Origin of the sequence: Thiomicrolovo immobilis (assembly GCF_039645955.1) — a bacterium.
Lineage (GTDB): Bacteria > Campylobacterota > Campylobacteria > Campylobacterales > Sulfurimonadaceae > Thiomicrolovo > Thiomicrolovo diazotrophicus.
In genome coordinates this window covers 1,709,913-1,734,539 of the sequence record NZ_CP147916.1, presented here as the reverse complement: position 1 = coordinate 1,734,539, position 24,627 = coordinate 1,709,913, and the positions used below count along the sequence as shown (strand labels likewise).

25 protein-coding genes and 2 tRNA genes are annotated in these 24,627 nt (G+C 52.1%); 14 read left to right on the top strand and 13 right to left on the bottom strand.

Annotation, left to right across the window (positions count from 1 at the left end):
* The first annotated feature begins 150 nt into the window (after positions 1–150).
* The 9 genes from WCX72_RS09005 (at position 151) to WCX72_RS08965 (ending at position 8,680) form a co-directional block, all read left to right on the top strand.
* Positions 151–744, top strand: coding sequence for a hypothetical protein (locus tag WCX72_RS09005; RefSeq protein ID WP_345969472.1), 594 nt, complete (start codon positions 151–153; stop codon positions 742–744).
* A 270-nt stretch (positions 745–1,014) separates the two neighbouring features.
* Complete coding sequence (locus tag WCX72_RS09000) at positions 1,015–2,988, top strand: fused protease/ribonucleoside-triphosphate reductase (RefSeq protein ID WP_231018646.1); 1,974 nt, start codon at positions 1,015–1,017, stop codon at positions 2,986–2,988.
* Positions 2,989–3,122: 134 nt separating this feature from the next.
* On the top strand, positions 3,123–4,367 hold the full coding sequence (locus WCX72_RS08995) for a DEAD/DEAH box helicase (protein ID WP_345969471.1): 1,245 nt from the start codon (positions 3,123–3,125) through the stop codon (positions 4,365–4,367).
* Between the two features lie 488 nt (positions 4,368–4,855).
* The gene (locus WCX72_RS08990) at positions 4,856–5,143 is read left to right on the top strand and encodes a type II toxin-antitoxin system HicA family toxin (RefSeq protein WP_345969470.1); all 288 of its coding nucleotides are present in this window, start codon (positions 4,856–4,858) and stop codon (positions 5,141–5,143) included.
* The gene (locus WCX72_RS08985; RefSeq protein ID WP_345969469.1) at positions 5,140–5,643 is read left to right on the top strand and encodes a type II toxin-antitoxin system HicB family antitoxin; all 504 of its coding nucleotides are present in this window, start codon (positions 5,140–5,142) and stop codon (positions 5,641–5,643) included. Before WCX72_RS08990 ends, WCX72_RS08985 begins: the two co-directional genes overlap by 4 nt.
* Positions 5,640–5,960 carry a hypothetical protein gene (locus tag WCX72_RS08980; protein WP_345969468.1) on the top strand — a complete coding sequence of 107 codons (321 nt, stop codon included), beginning with the start codon at positions 5,640–5,642 and terminating at the stop codon, positions 5,958–5,960. Before WCX72_RS08985 ends, WCX72_RS08980 begins: the two co-directional genes overlap by 4 nt.
* 163 nt (positions 5,961–6,123) lie before the next feature.
* Complete coding sequence (locus WCX72_RS08975) at positions 6,124–6,699, top strand: hypothetical protein (protein ID WP_345969467.1); 576 nt, start codon at positions 6,124–6,126, stop codon at positions 6,697–6,699.
* Positions 6,696–7,250: an ImmA/IrrE family metallo-endopeptidase gene (locus WCX72_RS08970; RefSeq protein ID WP_345969466.1), complete on the top strand. Its 555-nt coding sequence runs from the start codon at positions 6,696–6,698 to the stop codon at positions 7,248–7,250. Before WCX72_RS08975 ends, WCX72_RS08970 begins: the two co-directional genes overlap by 4 nt.
* The gene (locus tag WCX72_RS08965; protein WP_345969465.1) at positions 7,250–8,680 is read left to right on the top strand and encodes a hypothetical protein; all 1,431 of its coding nucleotides are present in this window, start codon (positions 7,250–7,252) and stop codon (positions 8,678–8,680) included. The genes WCX72_RS08970 and WCX72_RS08965 overlap by 1 nt, the downstream gene beginning before the upstream one ends.
* Here the strand turns inward: WCX72_RS08965 and WCX72_RS08960 are convergent.
* Complete coding sequence (locus tag WCX72_RS08960; RefSeq protein ID WP_345971544.1) at positions 8,658–9,350, bottom strand: sce7726 family protein; 693 nt, start codon at positions 9,348–9,350, stop codon at positions 8,658–8,660. The two genes, WCX72_RS08965 and WCX72_RS08960, sit on opposite strands and share 23 nt — an antisense overlap.
* A 517-nt stretch (positions 9,351–9,867) precedes the next feature.
* Between WCX72_RS08960 and mobC the strand changes: the two genes are divergently transcribed.
* From mobC to WCX72_RS08940, 4 genes are all read left to right on the top strand, one after another.
* Positions 9,868–10,155 carry a plasmid mobilization relaxosome protein MobC gene (mobC, locus tag WCX72_RS08955; RefSeq protein WP_345969464.1) on the top strand — a complete coding sequence of 96 codons (288 nt, stop codon included), beginning with the start codon at positions 9,868–9,870 and terminating at the stop codon, positions 10,153–10,155.
* Complete coding sequence (locus WCX72_RS08950; protein WP_345969463.1) at positions 10,127–11,533, top strand: relaxase/mobilization nuclease domain-containing protein; 1,407 nt, start codon at positions 10,127–10,129, stop codon at positions 11,531–11,533. The genes mobC and WCX72_RS08950 overlap by 29 nt, the downstream gene beginning before the upstream one ends.
* A 28-nt stretch (positions 11,534–11,561) precedes the next feature.
* Complete coding sequence (locus tag WCX72_RS08945) at positions 11,562–12,038, top strand: hypothetical protein (RefSeq protein ID WP_345969462.1); 477 nt, start codon at positions 11,562–11,564, stop codon at positions 12,036–12,038.
* A gap of 266 nt (positions 12,039–12,304) precedes the next feature.
* Entirely contained in the window at positions 12,305–13,369 is a 1,065-nt protein-coding gene (locus WCX72_RS08940; RefSeq protein ID WP_345969461.1) for a tyrosine-type recombinase/integrase, read from the top strand.
* A gap of 78 nt (positions 13,370–13,447) precedes the next feature.
* Here the strand turns inward: WCX72_RS08940 and WCX72_RS08935 are convergent.
* The 11 genes from WCX72_RS08935 to WCX72_RS08885 form a co-directional block, all read right to left on the bottom strand.
* A tRNA-Asn gene (locus WCX72_RS08935) sits at positions 13,448–13,522 on the bottom strand.
* An 11-nt stretch (positions 13,523–13,533) separates the two neighbouring features.
* Positions 13,534–13,622 (bottom strand) — tRNA-Ser (locus tag WCX72_RS08930).
* Positions 13,623–13,696: 74 nt separating this feature from the next.
* Entirely contained in the window at positions 13,697–14,380 is a 684-nt protein-coding gene (gene pyrF, locus WCX72_RS08925; protein WP_345969460.1) for an orotidine-5'-phosphate decarboxylase, read from the bottom strand.
* 184 nt (positions 14,381–14,564) lie between these two features.
* The gene (locus WCX72_RS08920) at positions 14,565–16,259 is read right to left on the bottom strand and encodes a nickel-dependent hydrogenase large subunit (protein ID WP_345969459.1); all 1,695 of its coding nucleotides are present in this window, start codon (positions 16,257–16,259) and stop codon (positions 14,565–14,567) included.
* On the bottom strand, positions 16,249–18,696 hold the full coding sequence (locus WCX72_RS08915; RefSeq protein WP_345969458.1) for a hydrogenase small subunit: 2,448 nt from the start codon (positions 18,694–18,696) through the stop codon (positions 16,249–16,251). The genes WCX72_RS08920 and WCX72_RS08915 overlap by 11 nt, the downstream gene beginning before the upstream one ends.
* 1 nt (position 18,697) lies before the next feature.
* Positions 18,698–19,132, bottom strand: coding sequence for a 4Fe-4S dicluster domain-containing protein (locus tag WCX72_RS08910; protein ID WP_345969457.1), 435 nt, complete (start codon positions 19,130–19,132; stop codon positions 18,698–18,700).
* Between the two features lie 9 nt (positions 19,133–19,141).
* Positions 19,142–20,227: a nickel-dependent hydrogenase large subunit gene (locus WCX72_RS08905; RefSeq protein WP_345969456.1), complete on the bottom strand. Its 1,086-nt coding sequence runs from the start codon at positions 20,225–20,227 to the stop codon at positions 19,142–19,144.
* On the bottom strand, positions 20,224–20,568 hold the full coding sequence (locus WCX72_RS08900) for an NADH-quinone oxidoreductase subunit C (RefSeq protein WP_345969455.1): 345 nt from the start codon (positions 20,566–20,568) through the stop codon (positions 20,224–20,226). The genes WCX72_RS08905 and WCX72_RS08900 overlap by 4 nt, the downstream gene beginning before the upstream one ends.
* On the bottom strand, positions 20,555–21,082 hold the full coding sequence (nuoB, locus tag WCX72_RS08895; protein WP_345969454.1) for an NADH-quinone oxidoreductase subunit NuoB: 528 nt from the start codon (positions 21,080–21,082) through the stop codon (positions 20,555–20,557). Before nuoB ends, WCX72_RS08900 begins: the two co-directional genes overlap by 14 nt.
* Positions 21,079–21,897, bottom strand: coding sequence for a complex I subunit 1 family protein (locus WCX72_RS08890; RefSeq protein WP_345969453.1), 819 nt, complete (start codon positions 21,895–21,897; stop codon positions 21,079–21,081). The genes nuoB and WCX72_RS08890 overlap by 4 nt, the downstream gene beginning before the upstream one ends.
* A complete protein-coding gene (locus WCX72_RS08885) occupies positions 21,894–23,654 on the bottom strand; it encodes a proton-conducting transporter membrane subunit (RefSeq protein ID WP_345969452.1) in 1,761 nt (586 codons plus the stop codon). The genes WCX72_RS08890 and WCX72_RS08885 overlap by 4 nt, the downstream gene beginning before the upstream one ends.
* A gap of 143 nt (positions 23,655–23,797) precedes the next feature.
* Here WCX72_RS08885 and WCX72_RS08880 point away from each other — a divergent pair, with 143 nt between their 5' ends.
* On the top strand, positions 23,798–24,250 hold the full coding sequence (locus tag WCX72_RS08880; protein WP_345969451.1) for an ankyrin repeat domain-containing protein: 453 nt from the start codon (positions 23,798–23,800) through the stop codon (positions 24,248–24,250).
* A 12-nt stretch (positions 24,251–24,262) separates the two neighbouring features.
* Here WCX72_RS08880 and WCX72_RS08875 read toward each other — a convergent pair whose 3' ends face one another.
* Positions 24,263–24,562, bottom strand: a complete 300-nt coding sequence (locus WCX72_RS08875) for a hypothetical protein (RefSeq protein WP_345969450.1) — start codon at positions 24,560–24,562, stop codon at positions 24,263–24,265.
* Positions 24,563–24,627: the final 65 nt, after the last annotated feature.

The following is a 24,627-nucleotide window of genomic DNA, read 5'->3' as shown; positions in this document are numbered from 1 at the left end:
TCGAAAAATATGTTTTTTTCTTTATTCATTAGCTTTGTAATGAGCTCGTCTGATTTGACAAGGATGCGCTCGAAGCTTTCAGACTCCAATATTAAATACAGTATATATTATTTATAGTTGTAAGATATTTATATACATGTCAAAAATTAAGTGATATGTAACCTCTATGAATGTAGTATAGGCGATATTAAATATTGGGATATAACAATTAAAAACTATATTTTATCTATTCTTGTAGGTACTTTGGCCCTGGGCCTTGGCGGTTGCGGTTCTTCTGGCTCTTCTGGTAATTTTGGCGTCGGTGACATCAACGTCACCTTTGCAGATCTGAATGCTACGGGCGTGATGGGATATCACATTAATGTCGATCTTGATTTTGCTCTGGATACCTATGACGCCTCAAATATCGATTATTACTTCTGTACGGATGCAGTTGGAAGCTATGATTATCATGCGTATACACAAGATCGTGCTTACGGTTCCGAACTGCTTGTCGATGACCCCGATTACGATTATGGTTACTTGACATATTCGATGCAGAGCGGCATTCTGGAGTTCACATCTGATGCAACTACGGGACTTTCATATGATGTTAATTCATCTACAGAAACCTTTAAAGTAGATGCTTCATACAATATCGATCTCTTTTCAGAGGCTGTACTTGTGACTTCAGGCACAGTGTATATCAACAGTATTTCTAACTTCGATTGTTCTGTAGCAGCTCCTGTTCTAGTGTTACAGTAATATATAGTCAAAACTCTCTAGGAGGGTTTTGGCGCTACGCTCTTTTTTACTCTCCAAGATACTCATCCCTGCTTCAGATGCCTTGATTGTTTCGCGATTGTAAATTGAACGTAAGAGCAGCGATTACGCAGGGGAGCTCATGCTGTTTTGTGTGCCGATGTTTTCAAAACGGCGTCAGAAGAGATGGGGTAGGAACATTTTGACAGAAATCATCGAGTGCTTGTGGAAATCGTACTATACTTGTTGCATAGGACAGCAAGGAGACGAGGGATGAGTGACAGTGACACAAAGATGATGATTACGGAGCGGTTTGAACTTAAAGAGCAGATCTGCGGCGCGCTGCGGCAGCGCAAACCGGAGTTCGGCTTTGGCGGTTTTGGGGAAACGACGTACTACCGAACTTACAGTCGGAAAATGGAGGACGGATCGCAGGAGCATTGGGCCGATACCGTCATCCGGGTGACGAACGGGGTGATGTCCGTCCGAAAACACCATTATGCGCTGAGCAGGCTGCATTGGGACGAAGGGTATTGGCAGTCGTACGCTGCCGAAATGGCCGAGGCGATGTTCGAGATGAAATGGCTGCCGCCGGGGCGGGGGCTCTGGGCGATGGGCACGGAGTATGTTTACACCCGGGGCGCCGCGGCGCTCAACAACTGTGGCGCGGTCGACACCGCCGACCTCGCCACCGCCGCGGACTGGACGATGGACATGCTGATGTGCGGCGTCGGGGTCGGTTTCAACACCGCATGGAAGGGGCGGGGTACGGCCGTGCCGGACAAATCGCGCCCGGTACCTTTTGTCATTCCAGACAGCAGGGAAGGGTGGGTCGCATCGGTAAGGCTGCTGATCGAAAGCTACACCAGGGGCGGGGCGTGGTTCACATTCGACTACGATATGATCCGGCCCGCGGGGGCGCCTATCAGGGGCTTCGGCGGTACTGCTTCGGGACCGGAGCCGCTCAAGACGCTTCACCGAAGGATAGAGAGCTATCTGGACGCTTTTTGCGCCGGAGAAACGGATGCGACGCGCTGCACCGCCGATATCTTCAATGCCATCGGCGCCTGTGTCGTGGCCGGCAATGTGCGCCGCAGTGCCGAGATCGCCCTGGGGTCGGCGGAGGATGAGAGCTTTCTCTCCCTGAAAGATTATGAACGTTTCCCCGAACGTGCCGAGATCGGCTGGATGTCAAACAACACCGTTGTGCTGAAAAAGACGGAAGATTTTGCGAAACTCCCCATCATCGCAAAACACATTATCGCCAACGGCGAACCGGGCATCATGAACCTGATCAACGTGCAAAAATACGGGCGCTACGGCAGAGAGTCCGAAGACCGGGCGTGGCTGGCAAACCCCTGCAGCGAGATACCGCTCGAGAGTTACGAGCTGTGCAACCTGGCCGAGGTCTTTCCGTCGCGATGCGCGGGGGAAGACGACTTCTATAGGGTACTGGAGTACGCCACGTTTTACGCTTCAACGGTCGCGCTGCTGCCGACGCATCGCCCCGAAACAAACGCGATCGTGGTCCGCAACCGGCGCATTGGGGTCAGTCTTTCGGGCATGGCGGACATGCTGGACCAGCTGGGGGCGACCGAATTGACAAGGCGGCTGCGCAGGGGCTACAAGGTGGTGCGCTCGGCAAACCGCAAACTGGCGTCTGAAGCCGGCGTACCGCCCTCCATCCGGGTGACGACGATCAAGCCCTCGGGGACGATCTCGCAGCTGGCGGGCGTGAGCTCCGGGATGCACTTCCCGACGTTCCAATACGCTTTGCGGCGGATGCGCGTCGGCAATGATACCGCGGTCTGCCGTCTGCTCAAGGCGGCGGGCGTTGCGCATGAACCCGACGTCTACAGCGAGAACACGACCGTTTTCGCGTTTCCGATCGACCAGGGAAAAACTCGAAAGGCGACCGAGGTTTCCGCCTGGGAGCAGTTCGCTTTCCTCGCCATGATACAGCGCGAATGGAGCGACAACATGGTCAGCTGCACCGTCTATTTCGATCCCGAAACAGAGGGGCACCAGGTCGAGCACATGCTCGCGCAGTTCGCCCCGGTGATCAAATCGGTTTCCATGCTGCCGCACTCCGAGAGCGGGGCCTACAAGCAGATGCCCTACGAAGGGATCTCCCGGGAAACCTACGAAGAGAAGCTTGCCGCCATGCCGCATATCGACTGGAACAAGTTTGCGGACAGCGACGGGATCGAAAGCCGTTTTTGTTCAAACGATACCTGCGAGCTGTGAGCGGATGAATTTTTCTAACAGCATGGTGTAAGGGAGGGCCGACTGACCGGCTTTTTGCAGCCGATGCATGGTGACGATGTGCGTTAAAGCCCAAACCCCCTAAAATACGTGCAACAAACTATGAGGAAACCTTCATGTCGTTTACCGGACTCGGACTTATCGGCGCGATCGAACGCGCATTGCGGGAGAACGGCTACGTCGAACCGACGCCCGTACAGCAGCGGGTGATCCCGCTGCTGCTCGAAGGCAGGGACGTCATAGCACGTGCGCAGACGGGCAGCGGCAAAAGCGCCGGGTTTGTGCTGCCGCTCCTGCAGCTCTGGTCGCAGCGCAAAGGGGAGGGCAAGGCGAAGATCAAGGCCCTGGTGCTGACCCCGACGCGGGAGCTGACGCTGCAGGTGGCGCAGGCGTTCGAGACCTTCGGCGCTTTCCTGCCGAAGCCGCCCAAGGTCGTCAGCATCATCGGCGGCGAGCGCATCGGCGATCAGCTTTACGCCGTGCAGCAGGGGTGCGATGTCGTCGTGGCAACCTCCGGGCGGCTCATCGACGTACTGAGCAAGAAGCAGATGAACCTCTCGCATCTGGAGTTCCTGGTCCTCGACGAGGCGGACAAGATGCTTGACCTCGGCTTTGCCGAAGAGCTGGATCTTATTCTGCCGCAGCTTCCCGAAAAGCGGCAGAATCTTCTTTTTTCCGCGACCTATCCGCCGAAGATGCAGGCTATCGCATCGCGCATTACGCAGGAAGCCGTGGAAGTGGCCTTTGCGTCGGAGGCACCGACGGTTCAGAGTATTGAGCAGCGGGTCATCGAGGTGGACCGCGAGAAGCGCGGGCCGCTGCTGCGCCATCTGCTGGAGAGCGAACCGTGGGAGCAGGTTCTGGTCTTTATGGCCAACAAGCGCGCGGCGGACAATATCGCCGCGAAGTTCCGCAAGTACGGCTTTTCGGCGGAGTCGTTCCACGGCGACCTCACGCAGGAGGAGCGCAGCGCGACGCTGGAGGATTTCAAGCAGAAACAGTTCCGCATCCTCTTCGCCACCGATCTCGTCGGGAGGGGACTGCATGTCGAGGATATCGACTGTGTCGTCAACTTCGACCTTCCGCGCTCCCCGGCGGATTACATCCACCGCATCGGGCGGACAGGGCGCGCCGGAAAATCGGGCACGGCCGTTTCGTTCATCGACCATGAGACGCAGGCGCATTTCAAGGTCATCGAAAAACGCGCGAAGATCCGGCTGCCCCGCGAGCGGGTCGAAGGTTTCGAACTGACCGGCGAAGCCCCGGTTAAAACAAAAGGCCCGGCACCGGTAAAGGGAAAGAGAAAAAGCAAGAAAGACCGTCTGCGCGAACAGGCCCGCAAAGAGGCCGAAGGACGCTAGGCGGCGAGTATACACTCTCAATCAATTTGCATTTAGATTATGAAAGAATTTTTCGAAGACGATTTTTTCTAAAATCAAGGCGGAACAGTGCGAAGCGTACTATTGTACGTGAGTGCTGTGACAACGAAGAGTTTAGGAAAAAGCGTCGAAGAAAATGGCTCCGGATACTGGATAAAACTGATTGCTATATAGAAAACTACGAAAGACCAGAAACAAGGGTCTTGGCAACTCTATCGTACCTCTACCATTTCTTCAAGAATAGCTATTAGTTGGCACAATATGGGCACAAGAAATTATATAAATTGTCTGTATTGTATGAGGCAGTATGATTTTTTCTAAATATAGTCAACATTTTCTTGTTGAACAATACAAAATTCAAGTAGTAAGTTCAAATTTTATAGTTTAATATGTTGTCTTTTTTAGCATAATAAATGCATTGGTACTATAAAACAGTACCATTGTTAAAACATTATATGATACAATCAAATATGAGCAAAAAGGACAAGCTGACTGCTAAGTTTTTTGAAATACCACCTTCTAAGTCATTGACATGGAAGGAACTAGAAGCTTTTTTGAAGTTTTTTGGATTTGATTCATTTAACTCAAAGAAGGGATCTTCGAAGGTAAAGTTCTACAATAAGGAATATGATCTTTTTGTTAGCTTGCATAGGCCACATCCTGAAAACACACTCTTGCGATATATGGTGGATGAAGCGAGAGAAATTGTGATAAGGAAGTTAGAGTTAGAAAAACTCAAGAATGAAAAGGCGGAATGATGGGTTTTGATAATGCAATGAATTACAATGGATTCTTTGGAAGTGTAGAATATTCGGCGGATGATAATATTTTGCACGGTAAAGTCTTGGGTGTACGTGATACTGTTACTTATGAAGCAGCAGATCTGCGTGATCTTCGCCAGGAGTTTGAATACGCAGTAGATGAGTATTTAGAAGATTGTAAACTGCTTGGGCGCGAACCAAACCGTATCGAGTCAGGGAAATTCAATGTTCGAATCGGAGCAGATCTACATCGAATTTTAAATCTTGAAAAAGAGCTAACAGGTGAATCAATTAATACAATTACAATTGACTCATTATGGGCTCGATACCAATCACTGCCGACAATTGCTAGTGAGATAAGCTTTGATCTTCTTGCAAATAAGGTGGCTGTAAGTAGAAATCAGTTTGAGAATATTTTTACTGGTAAACGAGGCACTATCCACCATTTTGCTGTAGCAATGAGTGCAGAGAAAGAGCGTGTTGGCGCGAAAGTATGACAATTAGTATTAGTTTTACCATTGATACTGAAGAGGAAACAGAGTTCTTTGATGAGAACACAGATATTCTCTTTTTCAATAACGAACCAATCAGTAATACTATTGCGCTGACACTTCTCAAACAAAATGGGCACCTGAATACTCATATTGAATTATTGACTCCTGGCTTTTTCAAAATGTCTGTACCAATCGTAAAGATTCCGAAAGCGAATATGTTGAAATTTAGAATCGATGTGAGTGAAACAAAATGTGAAATGTTTGTTAATGAACAATTGCTTATTAGCACTACCATCGAGTATGAAAAAGCCACAGATTAATTTTTGAGGTAACCTTCTATTTGTATTATATACACACTCTTTCAATTACTTGTTCAAAAGCAAAAGGCTATTCTCGCATTTAACATTTTCTATTACAGAGTGAACCAGAAACATTGTTCAATATATAAAAATGATATTATTGTGCACTGGATACGGAGTAAATATGGCGAGAAGTGAAAAAAAAGACACAATAGATTTTTCAATATCAAAAAGTTGGGTAGTAAATACTCTTCTTTTTATAGTGGAAGCTTTCTTCGTTATTGGTGCAGTTGTATTTGTATTGCATTTTATAGAGACATTCCCTCATTATGATCCAAATAGTCCAACTGTTACAGGTGACTCAATTGCAGTTGCAAACAGTTTTATGGTTTTTGTCACATTTATCTTTGTTGTAGTTACAGTGGCAGTAACGGTTGCTGGCTTTTATTTTACTAGATGGTGGGGCAGAGAAAAGAAGCAGGTTCTGAATGAGAACTGGAGCGAGCTAATTGAGACTATCAAAAAAGATGATAAGCTCATGGATAAGCTACGTACAGAGCTGTTCACAGAATCTTTAGAAGATATGATGCAAACACATTTGGAAGAATATAAAAAAGGAATTGACAAAGATGTTGATGGAAAGTTACGTAAGTTAAGAGTATTCATAGAGGAGACATTGAAAAAAATTGCTCAAGGTGAGGCAATTGACGAAACGAATGTCAATGACGTTTTGTCGAGCATACTAGGAGAAGCACAATGAAAAAGTATGAAGCATTCAAAAGCAAGAAAATATCGGCTCCAGAGTTACATGCAATTTTAGAAAAAGCGAAAACATCGTTTACAAATATACCTGTTGACATCGAAGGTTTAATTAGATTCCTTGAGATTGAAATTGATACGAAACCCGACTTTAAAAAAATGAAGGTGTTAGGGAGTATTAGTATTAAAGAAAACCGGCCTGTCATTTGGGTTAATAGAATTAGCAATCAGATGGAAGAAAGAAAGAGATTTACGTTGGCGCATGAATTAGGGCACTTTATGATGCATATTGCTCCTTTATCTCATTGGAGTACTGAGACTGGTTTTTTAGATAAAGAAATTGGTTTTAATCGAGATGATGATTGGAATCATGATGAAATGGAGGCAAATAGATTCGCTGCTCAGTTACTGATGCCTTCAGATGCTGTTGAGAGAGAGTATAGACAAGTCGGTACAGAAGATAAAACAAAGGTAATTGAGAATCTAGCTCAAAAATTTCAGGTATCAAAACTAGCAATGAAATATAGACTTGAAACATTGGGTTTAATGTAATGACTTATATTGAGAGAGAGTATTACAACAATAACTATAGTAGTGTAGATATACTTTTTGCCGGTGATTATATTGGAACAATCCCTTTTAACTCTCCTAAGTTTGAAACGTATGGTGATATTAAGACATATGTTGATTACGAATTTGAGGTAGAAGGGAACACTGTCACTCTTACTATAGATATTACAGAATCAACAGTTTTAATTGTCGTAGAAGATGAAAATATTGACAATTATATTACTGGTGATTTTGATCTAGATGAGTTTGATTTTGCTTTTAATAATATTGAAGAAGATACAGAGACATCACTGAAAATCCCTTTTTATATGCCAACTCTTACATACACAAACTTGGCTTCCTCAATAGTATATGACATAGATCGTCCAAATATTGTTCCATTGTTTGACATTGATTCAATTGAGCGTTTTGATGCGTATAAAAAAGATGAAATTATTACGTTCTCACATTTTTTGGACATTGAATTCATTGAAGAAGTGATTAATGAAGATGTGAGAACTGCAGCAAAGGAAGCGAGAAAAAGAGAGGCCCAAATTTTTGGAAAAGGTAATCAGGTCACTGAACTACCGGAGAAACAATATGAATATTTGCAAAGTCATCAAATCATAGAGAAATATCTAAGTATAGAGAATAAGGACACTGTTATTCCTGTTTTAAATTGGGAACGAGGTCATCAGATTGTAGAGGATATCAAGACAATTCTTGAAAGTTTTGTCAGTGTAGCCATTAGAATAAGCAAAGGCCATTCTAGCTTCAATGAAAGACTTGAAGATATTTATCAGGAAGTAGACGGGCAAGCAGATAACATCTACCTTATTTACGATATGAGTAATAATTTTGCTGATGAACAATATCAGCCTCTAATTGAAGAGGCAATCAAATATTTTGCAAAAACTATATATCTAGGTGCGCAAGTTGCTGCTAAGGATATTTCTCTAAAAGCAGGTGTTGAGACAAATATAAATTTTATTTTTGACAACCAGCCACTTGAAATATTTGCTAATTTTCAGAAATCCAATGTAAATCTTTTTGGTTATGGGGATTACTGTGGATTTGATAGGAAAACGGTTACAAGGGCTATGGGAGGAAGACCTACAGCTAGGGTAGTATTGGCATCTGTAGATGATTCAAAAAAACTTCTGGTGAGAAGAGGCTGGGACAAGCGCGATGAAAAAAAAGATAAATATGGTGCAGTTGTTTCATATGGTTTGATCAATTCGATGAATAAACTTATGGAAGATATTCAGCAAGGTGCTTTGGAGGGGGAAGAGTCAAGATTTATTGATAGTGAGTATGATACTGATGAGGCTTTAAAAAATTATTATCCTGATAGACCGTCGCCAGGCACCTTAAAGACAATGTGTCTTAGACATAATTATTTGTCTGTAGTTAAGAATTTTGTTCTTGGTTGAAATCTTTAAAGAGAAAAGCTGGCAACATTCTCAAAGGCGTAGTCTGTTCTGGAATCATGCTTCTAAAACGAGATTCTAGAGCTTTTTCATAATTTTTTTCTTTTATTAGCTTTTTTCTTTCAATGAACTCTTTTCCATATTTTTCTTTCAATTTATAAACCGTAATTTTATTTAATTCATTGACATTTACTAGCTTTAAAAGCCGTTCTTTTGCATTGGAAACGCTTAGTTTACTGTACCCCTCAAGTCCACGTAAAGATGCTTTTATCTCAGTTGAAGTCCAATAGGCTAAATAGTCTTCAATATGCATTGGCCGAGATACTGCTTCACGGATGTCTTTTAATTGGTTTTTATTGTTTACGGAAATAATTCCTACGCCATTCATACTTGGAAGTTCTATTAATTTAGGTATAAATTTTTCATCGGCAACTACAGTGACTTTATTTGCGCACTTTTTAAATCTACTAAGTTGGCTCTCTAAGCGACTAAGTGAATCCATTTTGGATTTGATTTCATAAATATGGATGTCACCATTCACTACAATCATATCGGCGACAGCACTGAATAAAGAGAGCTCTGGCACAGCAATATATCCTTGCTTGATCTCTTGGAAAATTTTTTTGTATAGAGCTATCTTGATTTTATTCGCTTCAGTCATATATGCCTTCATTGCCACCGGATCTTTCTATTTGGATTATATCGATTCAATCAAGGAAGTAACCTTGGTATTTATTGGAGTATCTCTTCGCCATCTCATCTTTGTATAAATTCCAAAAAAATACAACATGTATGTAAAAAAATTATTATTTTTCCAATGTTGTTCGAGAAAACCAATAAAATGAGTCATCTCTAGAAAAGGGGGTGAAAAGAAAAGACAAAAGAAGCATCCAATATGGATACTCCTATGTAGCAACAGAGATTATATCCTTTCTTCTTTTGTCTAACAATATACACGAGTAATCAACCAACAAATCGAAACTGGTTTTGGAAATATAGGCCGATGCGGCAGGCTGTCCTCATGTCTGAAAATCGCATCAATACCGGGATCGTACTTAGTCCTGAAACGCAATGGATTTCAATAACTATTGAATGTTCGCTGCTTTGGCGAGGCTACCAATTGTCTGACGACATTTGGAGACCTCGTTAGGGGAAACACCCCTAAAACCCCTTATACAGAGGAGGCAGCAATGCGTAAGCGCATTCGCAAAACCATTCGCTTTTCTTTAGGCGAATGGCAAGAGATCGAGAGCAAGCTCTCAGCAACTCATACTGAGTTTTCCAGATTCGCTCGCGCAGCATTGCTGCGACGGAAGCTCAGTACAGACGTAGATCGTGAACTACTTTACCAAATGCAGCGTATTGGCAACAATCTCAACCAGATTGCCAAGGTCTGCAATATCAACAAATCTGTTGATCGTGAAGTGGCAATGCAGCTTAAAGAGATCAATGATGCTCTTTGTCAAATTCGCGAATAAAAGTGGAGGTAATGTTGGAATCATTCATTACTTACTGAATGAAAAACGTGTAGCTAATGGTACGGCGAAAGTCATTTCCGGTGATCCGGAGTTGACCAAAAGAATCATTAAAAGTATTGATCGCAAGCAGAAGGTCTTTGCAGGCTGTTTGAGCTTTGAAGAACTTAACGTTAAAGAATCGATCAAATACCAAATAATGAAAGAGTTTGAGGAGGCCCTTTTACCAGGGCTGGATATGAACAATTTCAACATTCTTTGGGTGGAGCACACTGACAAAAATCGGTTAGAGCTGAATATGGTGATCCCTAAGACCAACTTGGTTACAGGGAAAAGACTACAGCCGTATTTTGATCGGATCGATCGGAAAAGGATGGATCTATGGCGTGATTTGCAAAACCTTCGTTATGGCTTTAGCTCACCTGACGATCCACGCCGTACACGTACTTTGAGTGTGCCGACAAAAGCTATTGGATTGGCACGAGACTATATTGAACTTGATCGCCTGCTGCATCAATGTATAGAAGAAGGTGCAGCAACGAGTCGCGATGAACTCATTGAGTTGGTCGAAAAGGAAGGTATTACTTTGACGCGGAAGGGTCAAAGTTATCTTTCATTGAAATTACCGTCTGCAAAGAAAGCGCGGCGGTTTAAAGGAGTCATATATGACGAACGATTCAGAGACATTGAGTCGCTTGGCCAATTCAGCAAAGAAGCAAGCCGAGCAGAGGAACGATATTATCATCGAGATTCACAAGCAGAACGCAGAGCACTTGAGAAAGACTTTCGCCAACATTTGGACAGAAAGCGTTGCGAGATTGCGCTTGAGCATGGAGAACGAAGTAAAGAATCTGTATGTAAAAACATGGAAGACGAATGCTTTGGCAGTGTTGATGGGATTCCTTATTGGACTGTTGACGCTTCCAGCGCTCATTTGGAGCACAAGCGAGTTCGTCGAAATCGACGCAAAACAGATCTATATCGTGTTCAAAAAGAACAAGGGCTAGAAGATGAACGAGTTGAACAGACTGCTAGCCGAGCTCGAAAAGCGCGAGTTGCAAGAGAATGGCATCTTGCGTGTTGTGAGGATGATCTTGCAGCAGCAAATCAGTATCTCAGATCAGCTCAAACAATTGCATCAGCAGCATCACGAGCTGTTGAAAGTGCTGACGCAGGAGCAAAACGACGACAGCATCGCAGAACTGTTAGAAAGTTCTTTAAAACCTTTTCTGAACGAGTTGAAAGTGCTTTCAGACCGGCTCTAACATTGATAGATCGCTTAGTGCGCTTATTTGTTCCAGAAATCAAAGAAGTGAATATTTCACAATATTCCCATAAGCAGCAAGATAGTGAAGGGCCGAAGCCTATGCTGCGGCCTTAATGATAATCATGAATAAAAGGATAGACCAATGTACGATTATTACACATGGCTTTCAAAGCGGTTCTCAAGTGAGGATGAGTGGTTCCAATTTTTGGAACAGGTCGAACGGCACAAAGATTTCCCAGGTTATCCAACAACAGTAGATCTGTTCGAGATGACGATAGGTTTGTTGCTGGTCGATCTGTTCGCGCACCAGCAATATATCTTGAAGCTCGAAAGCGAACGGCAAAAGGAACGAGAAGAGTTCAAAGCAGGTCAAGCATCGAAAGATGAGCCGATGACTGTAGTAATTGCCCTTTATTTCGGGTACTACTCGAAAACAATTGAGTTGAAGATGAAGCCAGAAGAATATTCTGAGGCGGCAATTGAACGGTATCTCCAAAAGAAGTATCCCAAGCTCAAGGAGTTTGACGTACAAGATGTGATTAAACCGGGGACTATCCGGATGAATAGACATCGTCGAACTGATATATCAGTTGAGCATTACAAGCCTGATATTTCGTAGAGGGGTCGCTATGATAATTGACTTTTCGAAACTTGATCTTATCCTCACTATAGTGAATAAGATCGAGAAGATGCTTTCTAGGCAAGAGCCACGGAAACGTTGGCTGAATGTTAAGGAATTAGCCGAGTATCTCGGCTATTCTAGGGATCGGATTTACAAGATCAAGGATGAGTACTTTATCGAGGGAGTGCACTTTCACAATCGAACAGGTAAAATACTCTTTGATAGAGTTGCGATTGACTCTTGGGTGGTCGGAAAGGACGACCGTGAAACTGATTACACGCAACGGCAAGTTGTGGATAACGTTTTATCATCAATCAAAGAGATATAGACGCTCTTTGGGACTGGATGACAACAAGGCAAATCGCGCACTAGCGACCAATAAAATACTTCCTGAGATCATATACAAATTGAACTCGGGAACGTTCTTTGAAAAAGAAACAACCATACCGACGGTAAGCGAATATGCGTCGGTCAGCTTTGCATTGCACGAGCATCACCGCAAGGCCTCGACGAAGTACGATTACGAAACCTCACTGCGTCTGCATATCGCCCCCCATTTGGGAAAGAAGCGGCTTGATCAGATCAAGCCTTCGGACGTTGCCATCTGGCAGAATAAGTTGCTGGAGAAGTTGGCACCGAGGCGGGTTCGCAACGTGAGAGCCGTGCTGAACACCTTCTTTGAGGATGCGATCCGAGACGAGATCATCGACAAGAACCCCGTCTCAAAGGTGAAGCTTCCCAAGATCGACAAGGTGGAAGTGACACCATTCACTATAGAAGAGATGAAACGCATTATTGACCATGCGGACGATGATCTTCAAGCCTTCTGTGCTCTGGGCTTTTTTACAGGGATGCGCAGCGGGGAGATGATCGGGCTCAGGTGGGAAGACATTGACTTCAAACGCCGGGAGATTTCAATCTCCCGTGCAATCAAGATGGGTTCTGTCTCTACACCGAAGACGCAAAGCAGTAACCGCACTATCGATATCCTCGATCCGCTCATGCCTTATCTCAAAGAGCAGTACGAACGGACAGGAGAGCAGGGCACCTATGTCTTTTTGAATAAAGACAATGAGCATTACTACGATATCAAGCGTATTCGCAATACCCGTTGGACAAAGCTGCTGAAAAAACTGGATATCGAATACCGTACCATCTATCAGATGCGCCATACCTTTGCGACGGTGATGATCGAACACAATGAAGATATCCTCTGGGTTTCTCATATGCTGGGACACTCAGACACGTCTATGACACTGCAGATGTATGCGAAATATCGTAAGCAGAAAGATAAGAAAAGGGCAGTGTTTTTGGCGGAGGTGCTATAGGCACGTATGGGCACACTTTGGGCACAGTGCTTAAAGTTGTTTCTTTGAAAGTCCGGTGATTGGGAGTTATATGAAAAGTGGCTCCGGATACTGGATTCGAACCAGTGACCAAGTGATTAACAGTCACCTACTCTACCGCTGAGCTAATCCGGAATCGATGTGAGTGGCGGACAGGGAGGGATTCGAACCCTCGGTACGCAGGACGTACGCACCCTTAGCAGGGGTGTGGTTTCAGCCTCTCACCCACCTGTCCAAGTCTCAAAAATGAGAGTGAGATTATAATCAGACAGACATAATATTTCGCTTAAAAAGTGTGCCGCCGGCTCTTTAAAGGCGTTCGAGGATCTTTGCGACGACGGCGGCGGGATCTTCGGCCTGGTAGATGGGACGGCCGACGACGATGAAGTCGACTTTTTCCGCCTCGGCCGCTTCGATCGTGGCGACGCGCTGCTGGTCGCCGGCGTCCTCGCCGAAGGGGCGGATGCCCGGGGTCAGAGTCACGAAGTCGCCGCTTGTCATACGTTTGATGGATGCGCTTTCAAAGACGCTGCAGACGACGCCGTCCAGGCCCGCTTCGTGTGCGTCCTGAGCAAACTTGTCCGCCGTCGCGGCGATGCCGCTGTTGTAGACGTCGCCGAACTCCTCCTCGCTGAAGGAGGTCAGCGCCGTGACGGCCAGAACGAGGGGGCGTTTCTCATACGCCGAGAGGCGTTCCATGACCGTTTGCATGGCGCGTTTGCCCGCGCTGGCGTGAACGTTGAACATGTCGACGCCCAGGCCCATGATGGACTCCGCCGCGTCGGCCATGGTGTTGGGGATGTCGTAGAGCTTGAGGTCAAGGAAGATCTTCGCGTCCGGGTTGATCGCTTTGAGCGCTTTGAGAAAAGGTTCGCCGTCGCGGATGTAGGCGCGCAGCCCGACTTTGAGCCAGACCGGGTAGGCCTTGATCTTTTCCACCAGTGCCAGGTTTTCTTCCATGCTCGGCAGATCGAGCGCGACGCAAAGTTCCATACGTATTCCCCTCAATGAATAGATGACGGAAGTATAACGTCTGCTGCGTTAGAGGGGGCCTAAAACAGATTGCGTCAAATGTTTTTGAAGATAAGGGTTAGCACGGTTTAGCTGTGCGCGGGCTCGCTGCCGAAGCGAACATAGCGTTAGCGTAGGTATCCGGGCTTGGCTCGGATGCCGTTCTTTAAAGTACGCACGCCGCGGCGATCTTGTAGTGCGAGAGCTCTCTGCCCTTGGTGTTAATGACGTGGACGGCGCAGGCGAGACAGGGGTCGAAACTGTGCACGACCCGCAGTACTTCCAGCGGCGTAGAAGGGTCGGCGAGGGTGATGCCGACCAGCGACTCTTCGTAGGGGCCGCGCACACCGCCTTCATCCTTGGGCGATGCATTCCAGGTCGTCGGCACCACCGCCTGGTAGTTGGCGATCTTGGCGTCGTCGATGCGGATGAAGTGGCCCAGCACCCCTCGCGGCACCTCGAAGATGCCGCGCCCCTGCGCCGCTTTGGGCAGGGCGGCAAAGTCGTACTTCGTCCAGGTCTCCTCGTCGTAGTACTTGATGTTCTCGATCAGGTCGCTGCAGAAATCGAAGAGGTAGTCGCAGCAGACCCGCGCCTCCACGGCGCGGGCGGCGTTACGCCCCAGCGTCGTCGAAAAGTCCATCAGTTCGAGGGCCGTCTCCTTCATGAACTGCTCCATGTAGGGCTTGATGACCGGGGACTCCTTGAGGTAGCCGATGATCATCCTGGCCAGCGGCCCCACCTCCATGGGCTTGCCTTTGTAGCGCGGCGCCTTGACCCAGCTGTATTTGCCCTCCGTCTTCAGCGTGCCGTCTTTGTTGAGGTTCGTATAGAAGGGTTCCGTCTTGCCGTCGTAGGGTGCAACCGGGGCGTCATCGGCGTACCAGGAGCGTGACGCCTCTTCGGTGATGTACTGTTCGTCGAAGGGTTCGACGCTGCTGAAGTCATGCCCGAAAACGGTTCCCCCCTCGAAGAGCTGCTGCTCCTGTCCGAACTGGTAGCCGCCCACGGCCATGAAGTTGCCGCTGCCGCGCCCCGTGCCGGCTTTGATATCGTCCCTGTAGGCCTCGAGCGCCATCTTGATATCGGGGAGGTAGGCGCGCTCGATGAAGTCGCGGGCGTCTTTGATGATGAACATGAAGTCGTTGAGACGCTGCGGATTGAGCATGTCCGCGACGCTGGTGACGCCGCCGACGACAAGGTTCTGCGGATGGGGCGTCTTGCCGGCGAAGATCGCCACCGCCCGGCTGAGGTCGCGCTGGACCCGCAGGGCCTCGAGGTAGTGGTTCATGTGGATAAGATTCTGCTCGGGGGTGAAGCGGTAGGCGTTGTGTCCCCAGTAACCGTTGGCGAAGAGCCCAAGGCGTCCCGCGTTGACGAAGGAGGTCAGCTTCTCCTTGACGGCGCTCATATGCCCGGTCGAGGTACGGTAGGGGTAGTTGTGATAGGTTTGCGCCACTTCTGCGGCCCTGTCCGGTTCCGCGGAGATGGCGCTGACGACGTCGACGTAGTCGAGCGAGTGGAGGTGGTAGTAGTGGACGATGTGGTCCTGGACAAAGAGCGCGAGGGTGACGAGGTTGCGGATACTCTCGGCATTGGGGGGCAGGGCGATGCCGTAGGCGTCTTCGACGGCACTGATGGAGGCGCGGTAGTGCACATTGGTACAGACCCCGCAGATGCGCTGGGCGATGAGCCCGGCATCCCGGGGGTCGCGCCCTTTGAGGATGGTCTCGATACCCCGGAAAAGCTGGCCGGAGGCCCACGCCTCTTTGACGGTGTTGTTCTCGTCGATCTCGACTTCGATACGCAGGTGCCCCTCGATGCGGGTAATGGGATCTATAACGATTTTTTTAGTGGCCATGAATCTCTTCCTCTTCTCCTTCGGGCAGCGGCCGGTTGTTGGCGTACTTGTCAAAGGCGATCTTGCCCTGGCCGCAGGCGAAACAGCCGTGGCCGACCTGGACCGGCCAGCTCGTGCCTTCGTTGAATTTTACCAGCGAACAGTTTAGATCGGCATAGGGTCCTTTGCAGCCCATCTTGAAGAGGCACCACCCCTTCTTCGCCCCTTCGTCGCCCCATTCGAGGACGAATTCGTCCAGGTCGTAGTGGCCGCGCCGCTCGCAGTTGTCGTGAACCCGGAAGCCGTAGGCCCATTCGGGGCGGTTTTTTTCGTCGAGTTTGGGCAGTTCGTCGAACATGATGTAGTGCAGGAGGGTCCCGACGATGTTGATGGGGTTGACCGGGCAGCCGGGCAGGTTGATGATGTCGTCCCTCCCCAGCGCCTCCGCCACGCCGACGGCGCCGGTGGGATTGGGCGCGGCGGCAACGACACCCCCGTCGAAGGCGCAGGAGCCGATGGAAAAGACCGCCGCGGCGTCTTTCGCCGTGCGCTTGAGCAGCTCCAGCCCCGTTTCGCCCTTGGGGCCGATGCGCAGGAACTTTCCTTCCAGGCCGAGGGGAATGGCTCCCTCGACCATCAGGATGTAGCGTCCCTTGTCGTTCTTGAGTACCCCGTCGAGGGAGAGCTCCGACTGGTCCCCCGAACCCGCCATCAGCAGTTCGTGGTAATCAAGGGAGATGTATTTGAGGATGAGGTCATCCACCTTGGGGTGGGCGGACTTGATGAACCCTTCGGAGTTGCCGCTGCAGTCGGCGAGTTCGAGCCAGATGATGGGGATCTTGTTGAGCTGTTCTATGCTTTGGCCCACCAGGGGTTCGTAGGAGGGGTGCAGCCGCATATTGGCGGTGATCATGGAGACCCAGCGGTTGAACTCGCTGCTCATGTCAAAGGCTTTGAGCGCTTCGTCGAGGTTCTCGCTGTCGATGCGGTTGGCCGGGTGCAGCTTGTTGAACTTGTCGATGCGCCGCTGCACCTTCGCCATCTCCTCGGCTTGGGCCGCCGCTTCGCGCTCGGCCTTGAGGCGGGCCGCCTCTTCGGGGTCGACCGGGGTGTCGGCGATGAGCTTGACGACGTCCTGCTTGCAGCGGCCGCAGACCCGCCCCGCTTCGCTCAGCGGTTTGAGGTCGGCGAAGCTCTCGATGCAGTTCTCCTTGATCAGCGCGACGAGGTCCTGTTCGTAGCCGCTGGCGCAGCTGCAGATCAGGCGTCCGCGTTCGCTCACCAGCCGGTTGTCGTAGAAGAAAGCCGGGTCGACCGGTTTGGCCTCCTCCATCATCGTTTTGAGGGCCAGGACGTCGATGTTGGTATTGATCCCGATAAAACGCACGAGGCGGTCGTCGTTGACGATGTACTGGTCGATACGTCCCTCCGCCTTCGAGGCGATGACAATGTCCTCGTTCGCTTCGTCCTTGGGCTCATAGGCGGTCGAGGTGACGTCGGCGAGCAGGAAGGAGCCAACTTTGAGGCCGTCGATGGTGACAAAGTCCTGGAACCCTTCGTCTTCGACCCCGAGGATGGCGGCGACGGCGGCGTCGGCCTGGAGCGTACACTCCTTGACCCGTCCGGCGATATAGCCGTTGTGAAGCTGGGCCACTTCGCCGACGGCGTAGACGTCGGGATCGGAGGTGCGCATATGCTCGTCGACCAGGATCCCCTTGTCCGTCTCCAGGGCGCTTTTGGCAAAGGCGGCGGCGGGGGAGATGCCGACACCGAAGATGACAAAGGGGTTGTCGATGGTGTGTTCTTTCATGACGATTTTCGTAATCGTATCGCCTTCGATCACCTTGTCCGTAATCTCCTCTTCGAAGAGGATATGGACCCGGGGATCGGCGCCTTCGTAGATGCGTTTCATCAGCGCCACGGCGGAGGGGGTGAGGGCTTTGTCGTAAAGATGGTTCCCCCGCGAGACGAGATAGATATGCTCCGGCCCCTCCAGGGTGCTCAGCGTATCGAGCAGCTCCAGCCCGATGGGGCCTACGCCCATCATGACGACATTTTTGCCGACGATCCGCTGTGCGATGCAGTCACTGTCGTCGGCGCTGCGGAAGGTGGCAACGTTGGTGAGGCCTGCCGTGTCGAAGAGGCGGCGCGGCTCGGAACCGGTGGCGAGGATGAGCTTGTCGTAGGCATAAGAAGCGGAAGCGGTAAAGATGCGTTTGGCCCCGGTGTCGAGGCTGGTGACCTCGGCGTTCAGCTCCACCTGCACATCGGCAGGCAGGGGCAGGGCGATCTCGTCGATATCGGTGCTGCCGCTGACAAGCGCGCAGAGGTGGATACGGTCATAGGGAGGATGGGCCTCCTTGGTGACAATAAGCACTTCGTGGGAGGGCGACTGCTCTTTGATCGCATTGGCGATATACGCGGCCGCGATCCCGCCGCCGACGATAACGATACGCATATCAGGCTCCTTCGTTTTTCTTGGCGGCCCTCGCCGCTTTTTTGGCCGCGGCATAATCGTCGCGGCTTTGGGCGCACTCCGCTTCCCAGTCGAACCAGCCGCCGTTCACGTTGTCCGCTTTGACGGCGGGACGAGCCTTCGTTTCGCTCTGCCACAGTGCCTCTTCCGGTTTGGGACAGGCCCGCACGCACTCGCCGCAGTAGATGCAGAGCCAGGCGTTGTAGCGGTACTCCTTGCGCCCGTCTTCATGCTGGAAAAACCGGATCGATTTGGGCGGGCACGCTTTCTCGCATTTGTCGCAGAAAATGCATGCTTCCTCATTATACTCTATCAGCCCCCGCCAGGCCGTGGGCAGGGGCATCGGTTCGGCGGGATAGGGGTGAGTCCGGACGGGTCTGAAGAGGTTTAAAAAAGCGTTCATCATCGATCTGAACATGGTTCTCTCCTATTTCGCCGTACAGGACATGCAGGGGTCGAAGGAGGCGAGGATCGCCGGGGCGTCGGCGTACCGGCTCCCTTTGAACACCTCCATCATGGCCGGGATGCCCGAGAAGGTCGGGGTCTTGATCCGGACGCGTTCGAGCATATTCTGCCCGCCGCCGCGCACGAGGTAGAAGAGTTCGCCCCGGGGCGCTTCGACGCGTACGATCGCCTCGCCTTTCGGTTTGCCCTTGGCCTTCTCCATGATCTCCCCGGCGGGGAGGTTGTCGACGATGTTGCGGCACATCGCGATGGAGTTCATGATCTCGCGCAGCCGCACCCGGTTGCGGGCATGGATGTCGCCGCCCTTCTCCAGCATCATCTCGTACCCCAGCGCCTCGTAGGGGAAGTCGTCCGTCTCCACCCGTACGTCGGTGGCCAACCCGGCGGCCCGGGCAAGGGGGCCCAGGGCGTTATAGGTCTGCGCCTCCTCCAGCGAGAGCGCCCCGATGCCTCTGTACTTGAGCGAGAGGGACCAGTTGGATTCGAAGAGCTCGATGAGGTCGACGATTTTGCCAAAGAGGAGGTCGAGGTTCCTGTGCAGCAGGGCGACCATCTCGGGGGTGAGGTCGCGGGTGACGCCGCCGATGGCGATAAAGTCGAACTGGATGCGGTTGCCGCTGATCGCCTCCTGGATATCCATGACAAGCTCACGGTCGCCCATGATTTGCATAAAGAGCGCCTCGAAGCCGGCGTTTTCCGCCGTGTGTGCAAGGCAGAGCATGTGCGAATGGATACGGTCGAGTTCGACCATCAGCATCCGCAGGTACTTGATGCGGTCATTGGGGGTAAAGTCCAGCAGCTTCTCCGCCGCGAGGGTGTAGGAGAGGGAGTGGGTGATGGCGCAGAGCCCGCAGACCCGCGCCACGACGAAGCCGACCTGTTTGAAGTCGAACTTGGTGGTGCAGGCCTGCTCGACGCCGCGGTGCACGAACCCCACGTCGGCATCGACGCCGACGATGGTCTCGTTTTCGCACTCGAACTGGAAACGGATGGGCTCGAGCAGGGAGATGTGCTGCGACCCCAGCGGGATCTGGACGGTTTTCTTCATGCGTCCCCCCTTAGCGGATGGGGCTGGGAATCCTCGTCAAGGTAAAGTCCGCCCACGGTCCCTTCGACATGGAGTCCGAACATGTCGACGACTTCCCGTTCACCCAGGAAGGCGGAGGGGATGACGGGCACGACGGAGGGGACGGGGGTGTCGTAGTCGCTCAGCGCATAGTAGACGACAACGTCGTTCTTCGCGCCGTAGCGGGAGAAGATCCACTGCAGCTCTATTTTCCCCTCGCCCAGGTCGATCCCGTTGACGGTGAGGAAGTGCCATGTTTTGGGGTCGTAAAAAGCGCCAAGGTCACCCAGCAGCGCGTCCAGTGTCGTTTCAATTTTCTGCATCGTTGACCTTTCGTGCCATTTTGAGGCGGCTGAGTTTCCCGGCAATCGTTTCGACGGCGCCGAAAAGTCTGAAGGGGGTTTCAATCGCCTTGCTCTTTGTTTCCAGGATCTGTACCCCTTCTACGAGGGCATCGATGATGAGCTGGGGCGAGGAGGCGCAGCCGGGGACGTAGACGTCGACGGGGATGTAGCGGTCGATGCCGTCTTCGACGTTGTACATTCCCCGGAACACCCCGCCTGCCGCCGTGCACGACCCCACCGCGATGACGACTTTCGGTTCGGGGATCTGGCAGTAGAGCTCTACGAGCCGTTCGCGGGAGCGGTAGGTGACCGGGCCCGTGACGAGGAAGATGTCGGACTGCTTGGGGTTGCCGGTATTGATGACGCCGAAGCGCTCCAGGTCGTAGCGGGGACCCAATGCGGCAAGGATCTCGATGTCGCAGCCGTTGCAGCTGCCCGCGTTGTAGTGGAGGATCCAGGGGGATTTTTTCCGAAAGGCGCTGAAAAATTTCATAGGCTGATCCAGATGATATTGGCTGTTGCCATTATAAACGCCGTGGCATAGATAATCCTGACCATCTGGTCGGTCCTGACCCGCGCGGTGGCGTTGTCGACGAGATTGACGAGGAGGAAAACGGCGAGCACGAGCGCCATCCCCTGCAGCGGTGAAGCCCCGGCAAAGAGGTAGACGATGCCGTAGACGAAGAGGTATTCCAGGAAACGCGCCATATAGAGGAACTCGTAAAAGAGCCCGCTGTATTCGATCTCGACGCCCCCGACGATCTCCTGGTGCGCTTCGACGGTATCGAAGGGGGACTTTTTCAGCTTGATGGGCAGGATGATCAGCAGCGCGGCGAAGAGCAGCGGCATCTGTGCCAGGTAGCCGCCGTGTTCCAGGATCGCACTGACGTCGAAGCTGCCCGAGACGAGGTAGAAGCCGACGGCGAGGAGCACCAGTATGGGCTCATAGGCGGCCAGGGCGGCGAGTTCGCGGTTGGCCCCCACCTGCGAATAGGGCGAGCGCACGCTGTAGCCCGCCAGGACGAGCACGATCAGGGCGAAGAGGTGCAAAAAGACGATGTAGAGCAGGTTCCAGCCGGCAAACAGCGCCCCCACCGCCAGCCAGAGCAGCAGGCAGTGGGCCACCGCCAGCAGGGCGTGGGGGGCGTGGATGATAAGGGTGCGCTTGTCCATCAGCTTGAACATGTCATAGAAGGGCTGCAGCAGGGGCGGCCCCTGACGGCGCTGCATCCGCGCGCGCAGCACCCGTTCCGCGCCGTAGACAAGGCCGCCGAGGAGGGGGGCAAGGAGAATCATGACCCAGTTCACGTGAGCGCTCCCGAGAGGGCGACGGCGGCCAAGAGGAGGCCGAAGCCCCACTGCATTCCCTCTGCCGCGGCGGGAGAAGGCTCCACGTAAAAGAGGGCGCCGTCAAACTCGCTCTTTTCACCGCAGCGGTAGGGCATGACGCGGTCAAAGCGCTGCAGGGAGCGCGCCAGCAGCGGCAGCAGGGCGATGATTAGGACGGGGAGGGCCAGCAGCCAGAGGAGGCTGCTGTGCTGCTGCAGCATGTAGCCGCCCGCCGCGGCGAGGCTGAGCAGGGTCAGTACGGTCAGCGGGGCGGCGAAGCCGGGGGGCATCATTTCGCGTTCGATGGGGAGGGTGTCAGGGGCGGCGGCGAGGAGTGCGGCGGCGATCTTGAAATAGAGCAGTACCAGCAGGGCACTGCCGACGGCGATGCCCGTCAGCACCACGACGAGCCACGGCTGCGTATGCAGCAGCGACGCGACGGCGGCGATGGCAAAGAGTTTTCCCATAAAGAGGCCGAAAGGCGGCAATGTGAGGGAGAAGAAGCCAAAAAGCAGGAAACCGACGCTGCGGGGGGCGTACTGCCGCAGCCCCTTCATCTGCTCGACGTCTTTGAGGCCGAAATCCTTCTCAAGCGCGCCCGCGGCGAGGAAGAGCAGCGCCTTGGCAAGGGCGTGGAAGAGCATCAGCGCCATCGCGAGCTGCATGCTCTCGGGCGTGCCGACGGCGGCCAGGCTCATCATCAGCCCCAGCAGGGCGACGGTCGAGTAGCCGAGGATCTCCTTGAGCAGGCTGCGCGACAGCGCCAGGTAGGCGGCGGCGACGAAGACCAGGGCGCCGAAGAGGGCCAAAAGTGTACCGGGCAGGGTGCCTCCGAGTCCCGGGGCGAGCTTGAGGAGCAGGAAAGGAGCGATTTTGACCATCGTCGCCGAGTGCAGCATGGCGCTGACCGGGGTGGGGGCGACCATGGCGCCGAGCAGCCAGCCGTCGAAGGGGAGCGAAGCCCCCTTGACCGGGGCGGCCATGGCGAGCAGGGCCAGGGCGGGCAGCAGCAGCCCGCCGTCACCCTGCAGCAGGCCGCTGAAGGTCGCGGTGCCCGGCCCGTAGGCAGCGGCCAGGGCGCCCAAAAGCAGGAACACCCCGCCGACCTGGTTCATCCAGAGCGCGCGCAGGGCGTTCCGGCGGCCGGCAGCGTCGCCGCGGAAGGCGATCAGGAGATAAGAAGCGAGCGTCGTCATCTCAAAGAGGAAGAAGAAGAGCAGGATGTCGTCGGCGATGACGATAGCGTTCATGACGGCGAGGAAGAGCATCAGATAGGCGACGAAAAGGCGCTGCTTCCCTTCACTGCTTTTTTCGCGGCGCATATACTCGACCGCGTAGAGGACGATGGCGCCGCCGACGATGTTAATGATGAGGAACATGAAACGCGAAAGATCGTCCACGACCAGCGCCGGGGCCTCTGCCGGGGTGATCGCAAGGGCCCAGAGGTAGAGCGGCAGCTGCAGCAGTGCAAGCAGCAGGACCGGCGGGGAGCGGTGTTTCACCCCCTGAAAGAGGAAATAGAAGAGCAAAACGACGTCGGCGGCCTCGATCAGGGTCCCCATTCCCGGTGTAATGGCGAACGGCTGCGCTTCAGGGTGCAGGAAGAGGGAGAGGGCCGCTACCGAAAGCACGCCGAAGAGCAGTGTCGCCACGGCATAGCGCCCCCGCACGGAGGGGAGGGCAAAGAGTGCCAGTGCCGCGATAACAGGCGATAAAAGCAGGATAAAAACCATCATTTCTGCCAAACTCCGTTCGTCCGTGGTTTTTGCTATTGTACTCTCATTACATCACAAAACGACTACGGCGGGGGTAGGTCTAGTGTATAAAAAAGCGGCGGGTTGTATAATGGGAGAAGCTTTACATTACGAATAAGGAACCGATGATGGACGATCACAAACTGGAGATCCTGGACAAGATGGCGCCGGAGATCGAAGAGCGCATTCTGGATTACGCCTCCCACCCCGAGGGGGGACTGTTCGACCTGCTGGAAGATATCGTTTACATGGATGACCTCGAAGCGTTCGAAGCGGTATTCGAAAACGGCGGCAATATCAACCTGCAGAACAAGTACGGCTGGACCCCGCTGCACATTGCCATCCGCCGCGACCGCCGTGACATGGTGGCGTACCTGCTCGCCCACGGCGCGGACATCAACAAACAAGACGGCGTGGGCTGGACGCCGCTGATGGAGAGCATCATGGACGATATGCCCGAGCTGTGCAAAACGCTCCTCGACGCCGGGGCGGATACCTCCATCGCCAACGAGCGCGGCGGCACGGCGGCGATGCTGGTGCAGAAATTCGGCCGCACCTCGATGATGGGGATGTTCTAGGCCGCTTTCGGTTTACGCGATGCGCCGCCGCAGCAGGGTGAGCGTTTCGAGGTAGGCGGTTTTGAAAGTGCCTTCGGGCAGCCCCTCCGTCTGCGCTTCCAGCCGGCGGCATCCCTCTATCATCCCGCTGCGCAGGCAGGGCGAAGGGGCGTCCATCGCCGCGCGGCAAAGCTGCATGATCCCCCGGTACGCCCCCATCCTTCCCAGGCGTACGTCTCCCCGCTCGCTGCTGCCGTATTTGCTTCTGCCGTAAAGAAAGTAGGCGGTAAAAAAAAGGATCCGGATCTCTTCGGCGTCGATGGTGCGTTTCATAAGTGCAAGTCTATGGCACTTTGCGCGCAAAAGCTCAAAACAGGGCAGAGCGCCATATGGCACTG

Coding starts and splice junctions, on each gene's coding strand:
- WCX72_RS08980 (WP_345969468.1), top strand. CDS start 5,640: ATGACAATTAGTATTAGTTTTACCATTGATACTGAAGAGGAAACAGAG.
- mobC (WP_345969464.1), top strand. CDS start 9,868: ATGCGTAAGCGCATTCGCAAAACCATTCGCTTTTCTTTAGGCGAATGG.
- WCX72_RS08915 (WP_345969458.1), bottom strand. CDS start 18,696: ATGCGTATCGTTATCGTCGGCGGCGGGATCGCGGCCGCGTATATCGCC.
- WCX72_RS08880 (WP_345969451.1), top strand. CDS start 23,798: ATGATGGACGATCACAAACTGGAGATCCTGGACAAGATGGCGCCGGAG.
- WCX72_RS09000 (WP_231018646.1), top strand. CDS start 1,015: ATGAGTGACAGTGACACAAAGATGATGATTACGGAGCGGTTTGAACTT.
- WCX72_RS08905 (WP_345969456.1), bottom strand. CDS start 20,227: ATGAAGAAAACCGTCCAGATCCCGCTGGGGTCGCAGCACATCTCCCTG.
- pyrF (WP_345969460.1), bottom strand. CDS start 14,380: ATGGAACTTTGCGTCGCGCTCGATCTGCCGAGCATGGAAGAAAACCTG.
- WCX72_RS08920 (WP_345969459.1), bottom strand. CDS start 16,259: ATGGCCACTAAAAAAATCGTTATAGATCCCATTACCCGCATCGAGGGG.
- WCX72_RS08970 (WP_345969466.1), top strand. CDS start 6,696: ATGAAAAAGTATGAAGCATTCAAAAGCAAGAAAATATCGGCTCCAGAG.
- WCX72_RS08995 (WP_345969471.1), top strand. CDS start 3,123: ATGTCGTTTACCGGACTCGGACTTATCGGCGCGATCGAACGCGCATTG.
- WCX72_RS08900 (WP_345969455.1), bottom strand. CDS start 20,568: ATGCAGAAAATTGAAACGACACTGGACGCGCTGCTGGGTGACCTTGGC.
- WCX72_RS08985 (WP_345969469.1), top strand. CDS start 5,140: ATGATGGGTTTTGATAATGCAATGAATTACAATGGATTCTTTGGAAGT.
- WCX72_RS08885 (WP_345969452.1), bottom strand. CDS start 23,654: ATGATGGTTTTTATCCTGCTTTTATCGCCTGTTATCGCGGCACTGGCA.
- WCX72_RS08960 (WP_345971544.1), bottom strand. CDS start 9,350: ATGAAGGCATATATGACTGAAGCGAATAAAATCAAGATAGCTCTATAC.
- WCX72_RS08910 (WP_345969457.1), bottom strand. CDS start 19,132: ATGTTCAGATCGATGATGAACGCTTTTTTAAACCTCTTCAGACCCGTC.
- nuoB (WP_345969454.1), bottom strand. CDS start 21,082: ATGAAATTTTTCAGCGCCTTTCGGAAAAAATCCCCCTGGATCCTCCAC.
- WCX72_RS08945 (WP_345969462.1), top strand. CDS start 11,562: ATGTACGATTATTACACATGGCTTTCAAAGCGGTTCTCAAGTGAGGAT.
- WCX72_RS08875 (WP_345969450.1), bottom strand. CDS start 24,562: ATGAAACGCACCATCGACGCCGAAGAGATCCGGATCCTTTTTTTTACC.
- WCX72_RS08975 (WP_345969467.1), top strand. CDS start 6,124: ATGGCGAGAAGTGAAAAAAAAGACACAATAGATTTTTCAATATCAAAA.
- WCX72_RS08965 (WP_345969465.1), top strand. CDS start 7,250: ATGACTTATATTGAGAGAGAGTATTACAACAATAACTATAGTAGTGTA.
- WCX72_RS08990 (WP_345969470.1), top strand. CDS start 4,856: ATGAGCAAAAAGGACAAGCTGACTGCTAAGTTTTTTGAAATACCACCT.
- WCX72_RS08950 (WP_345969463.1), top strand. CDS start 10,127: ATGATGCTCTTTGTCAAATTCGCGAATAAAAGTGGAGGTAATGTTGGA.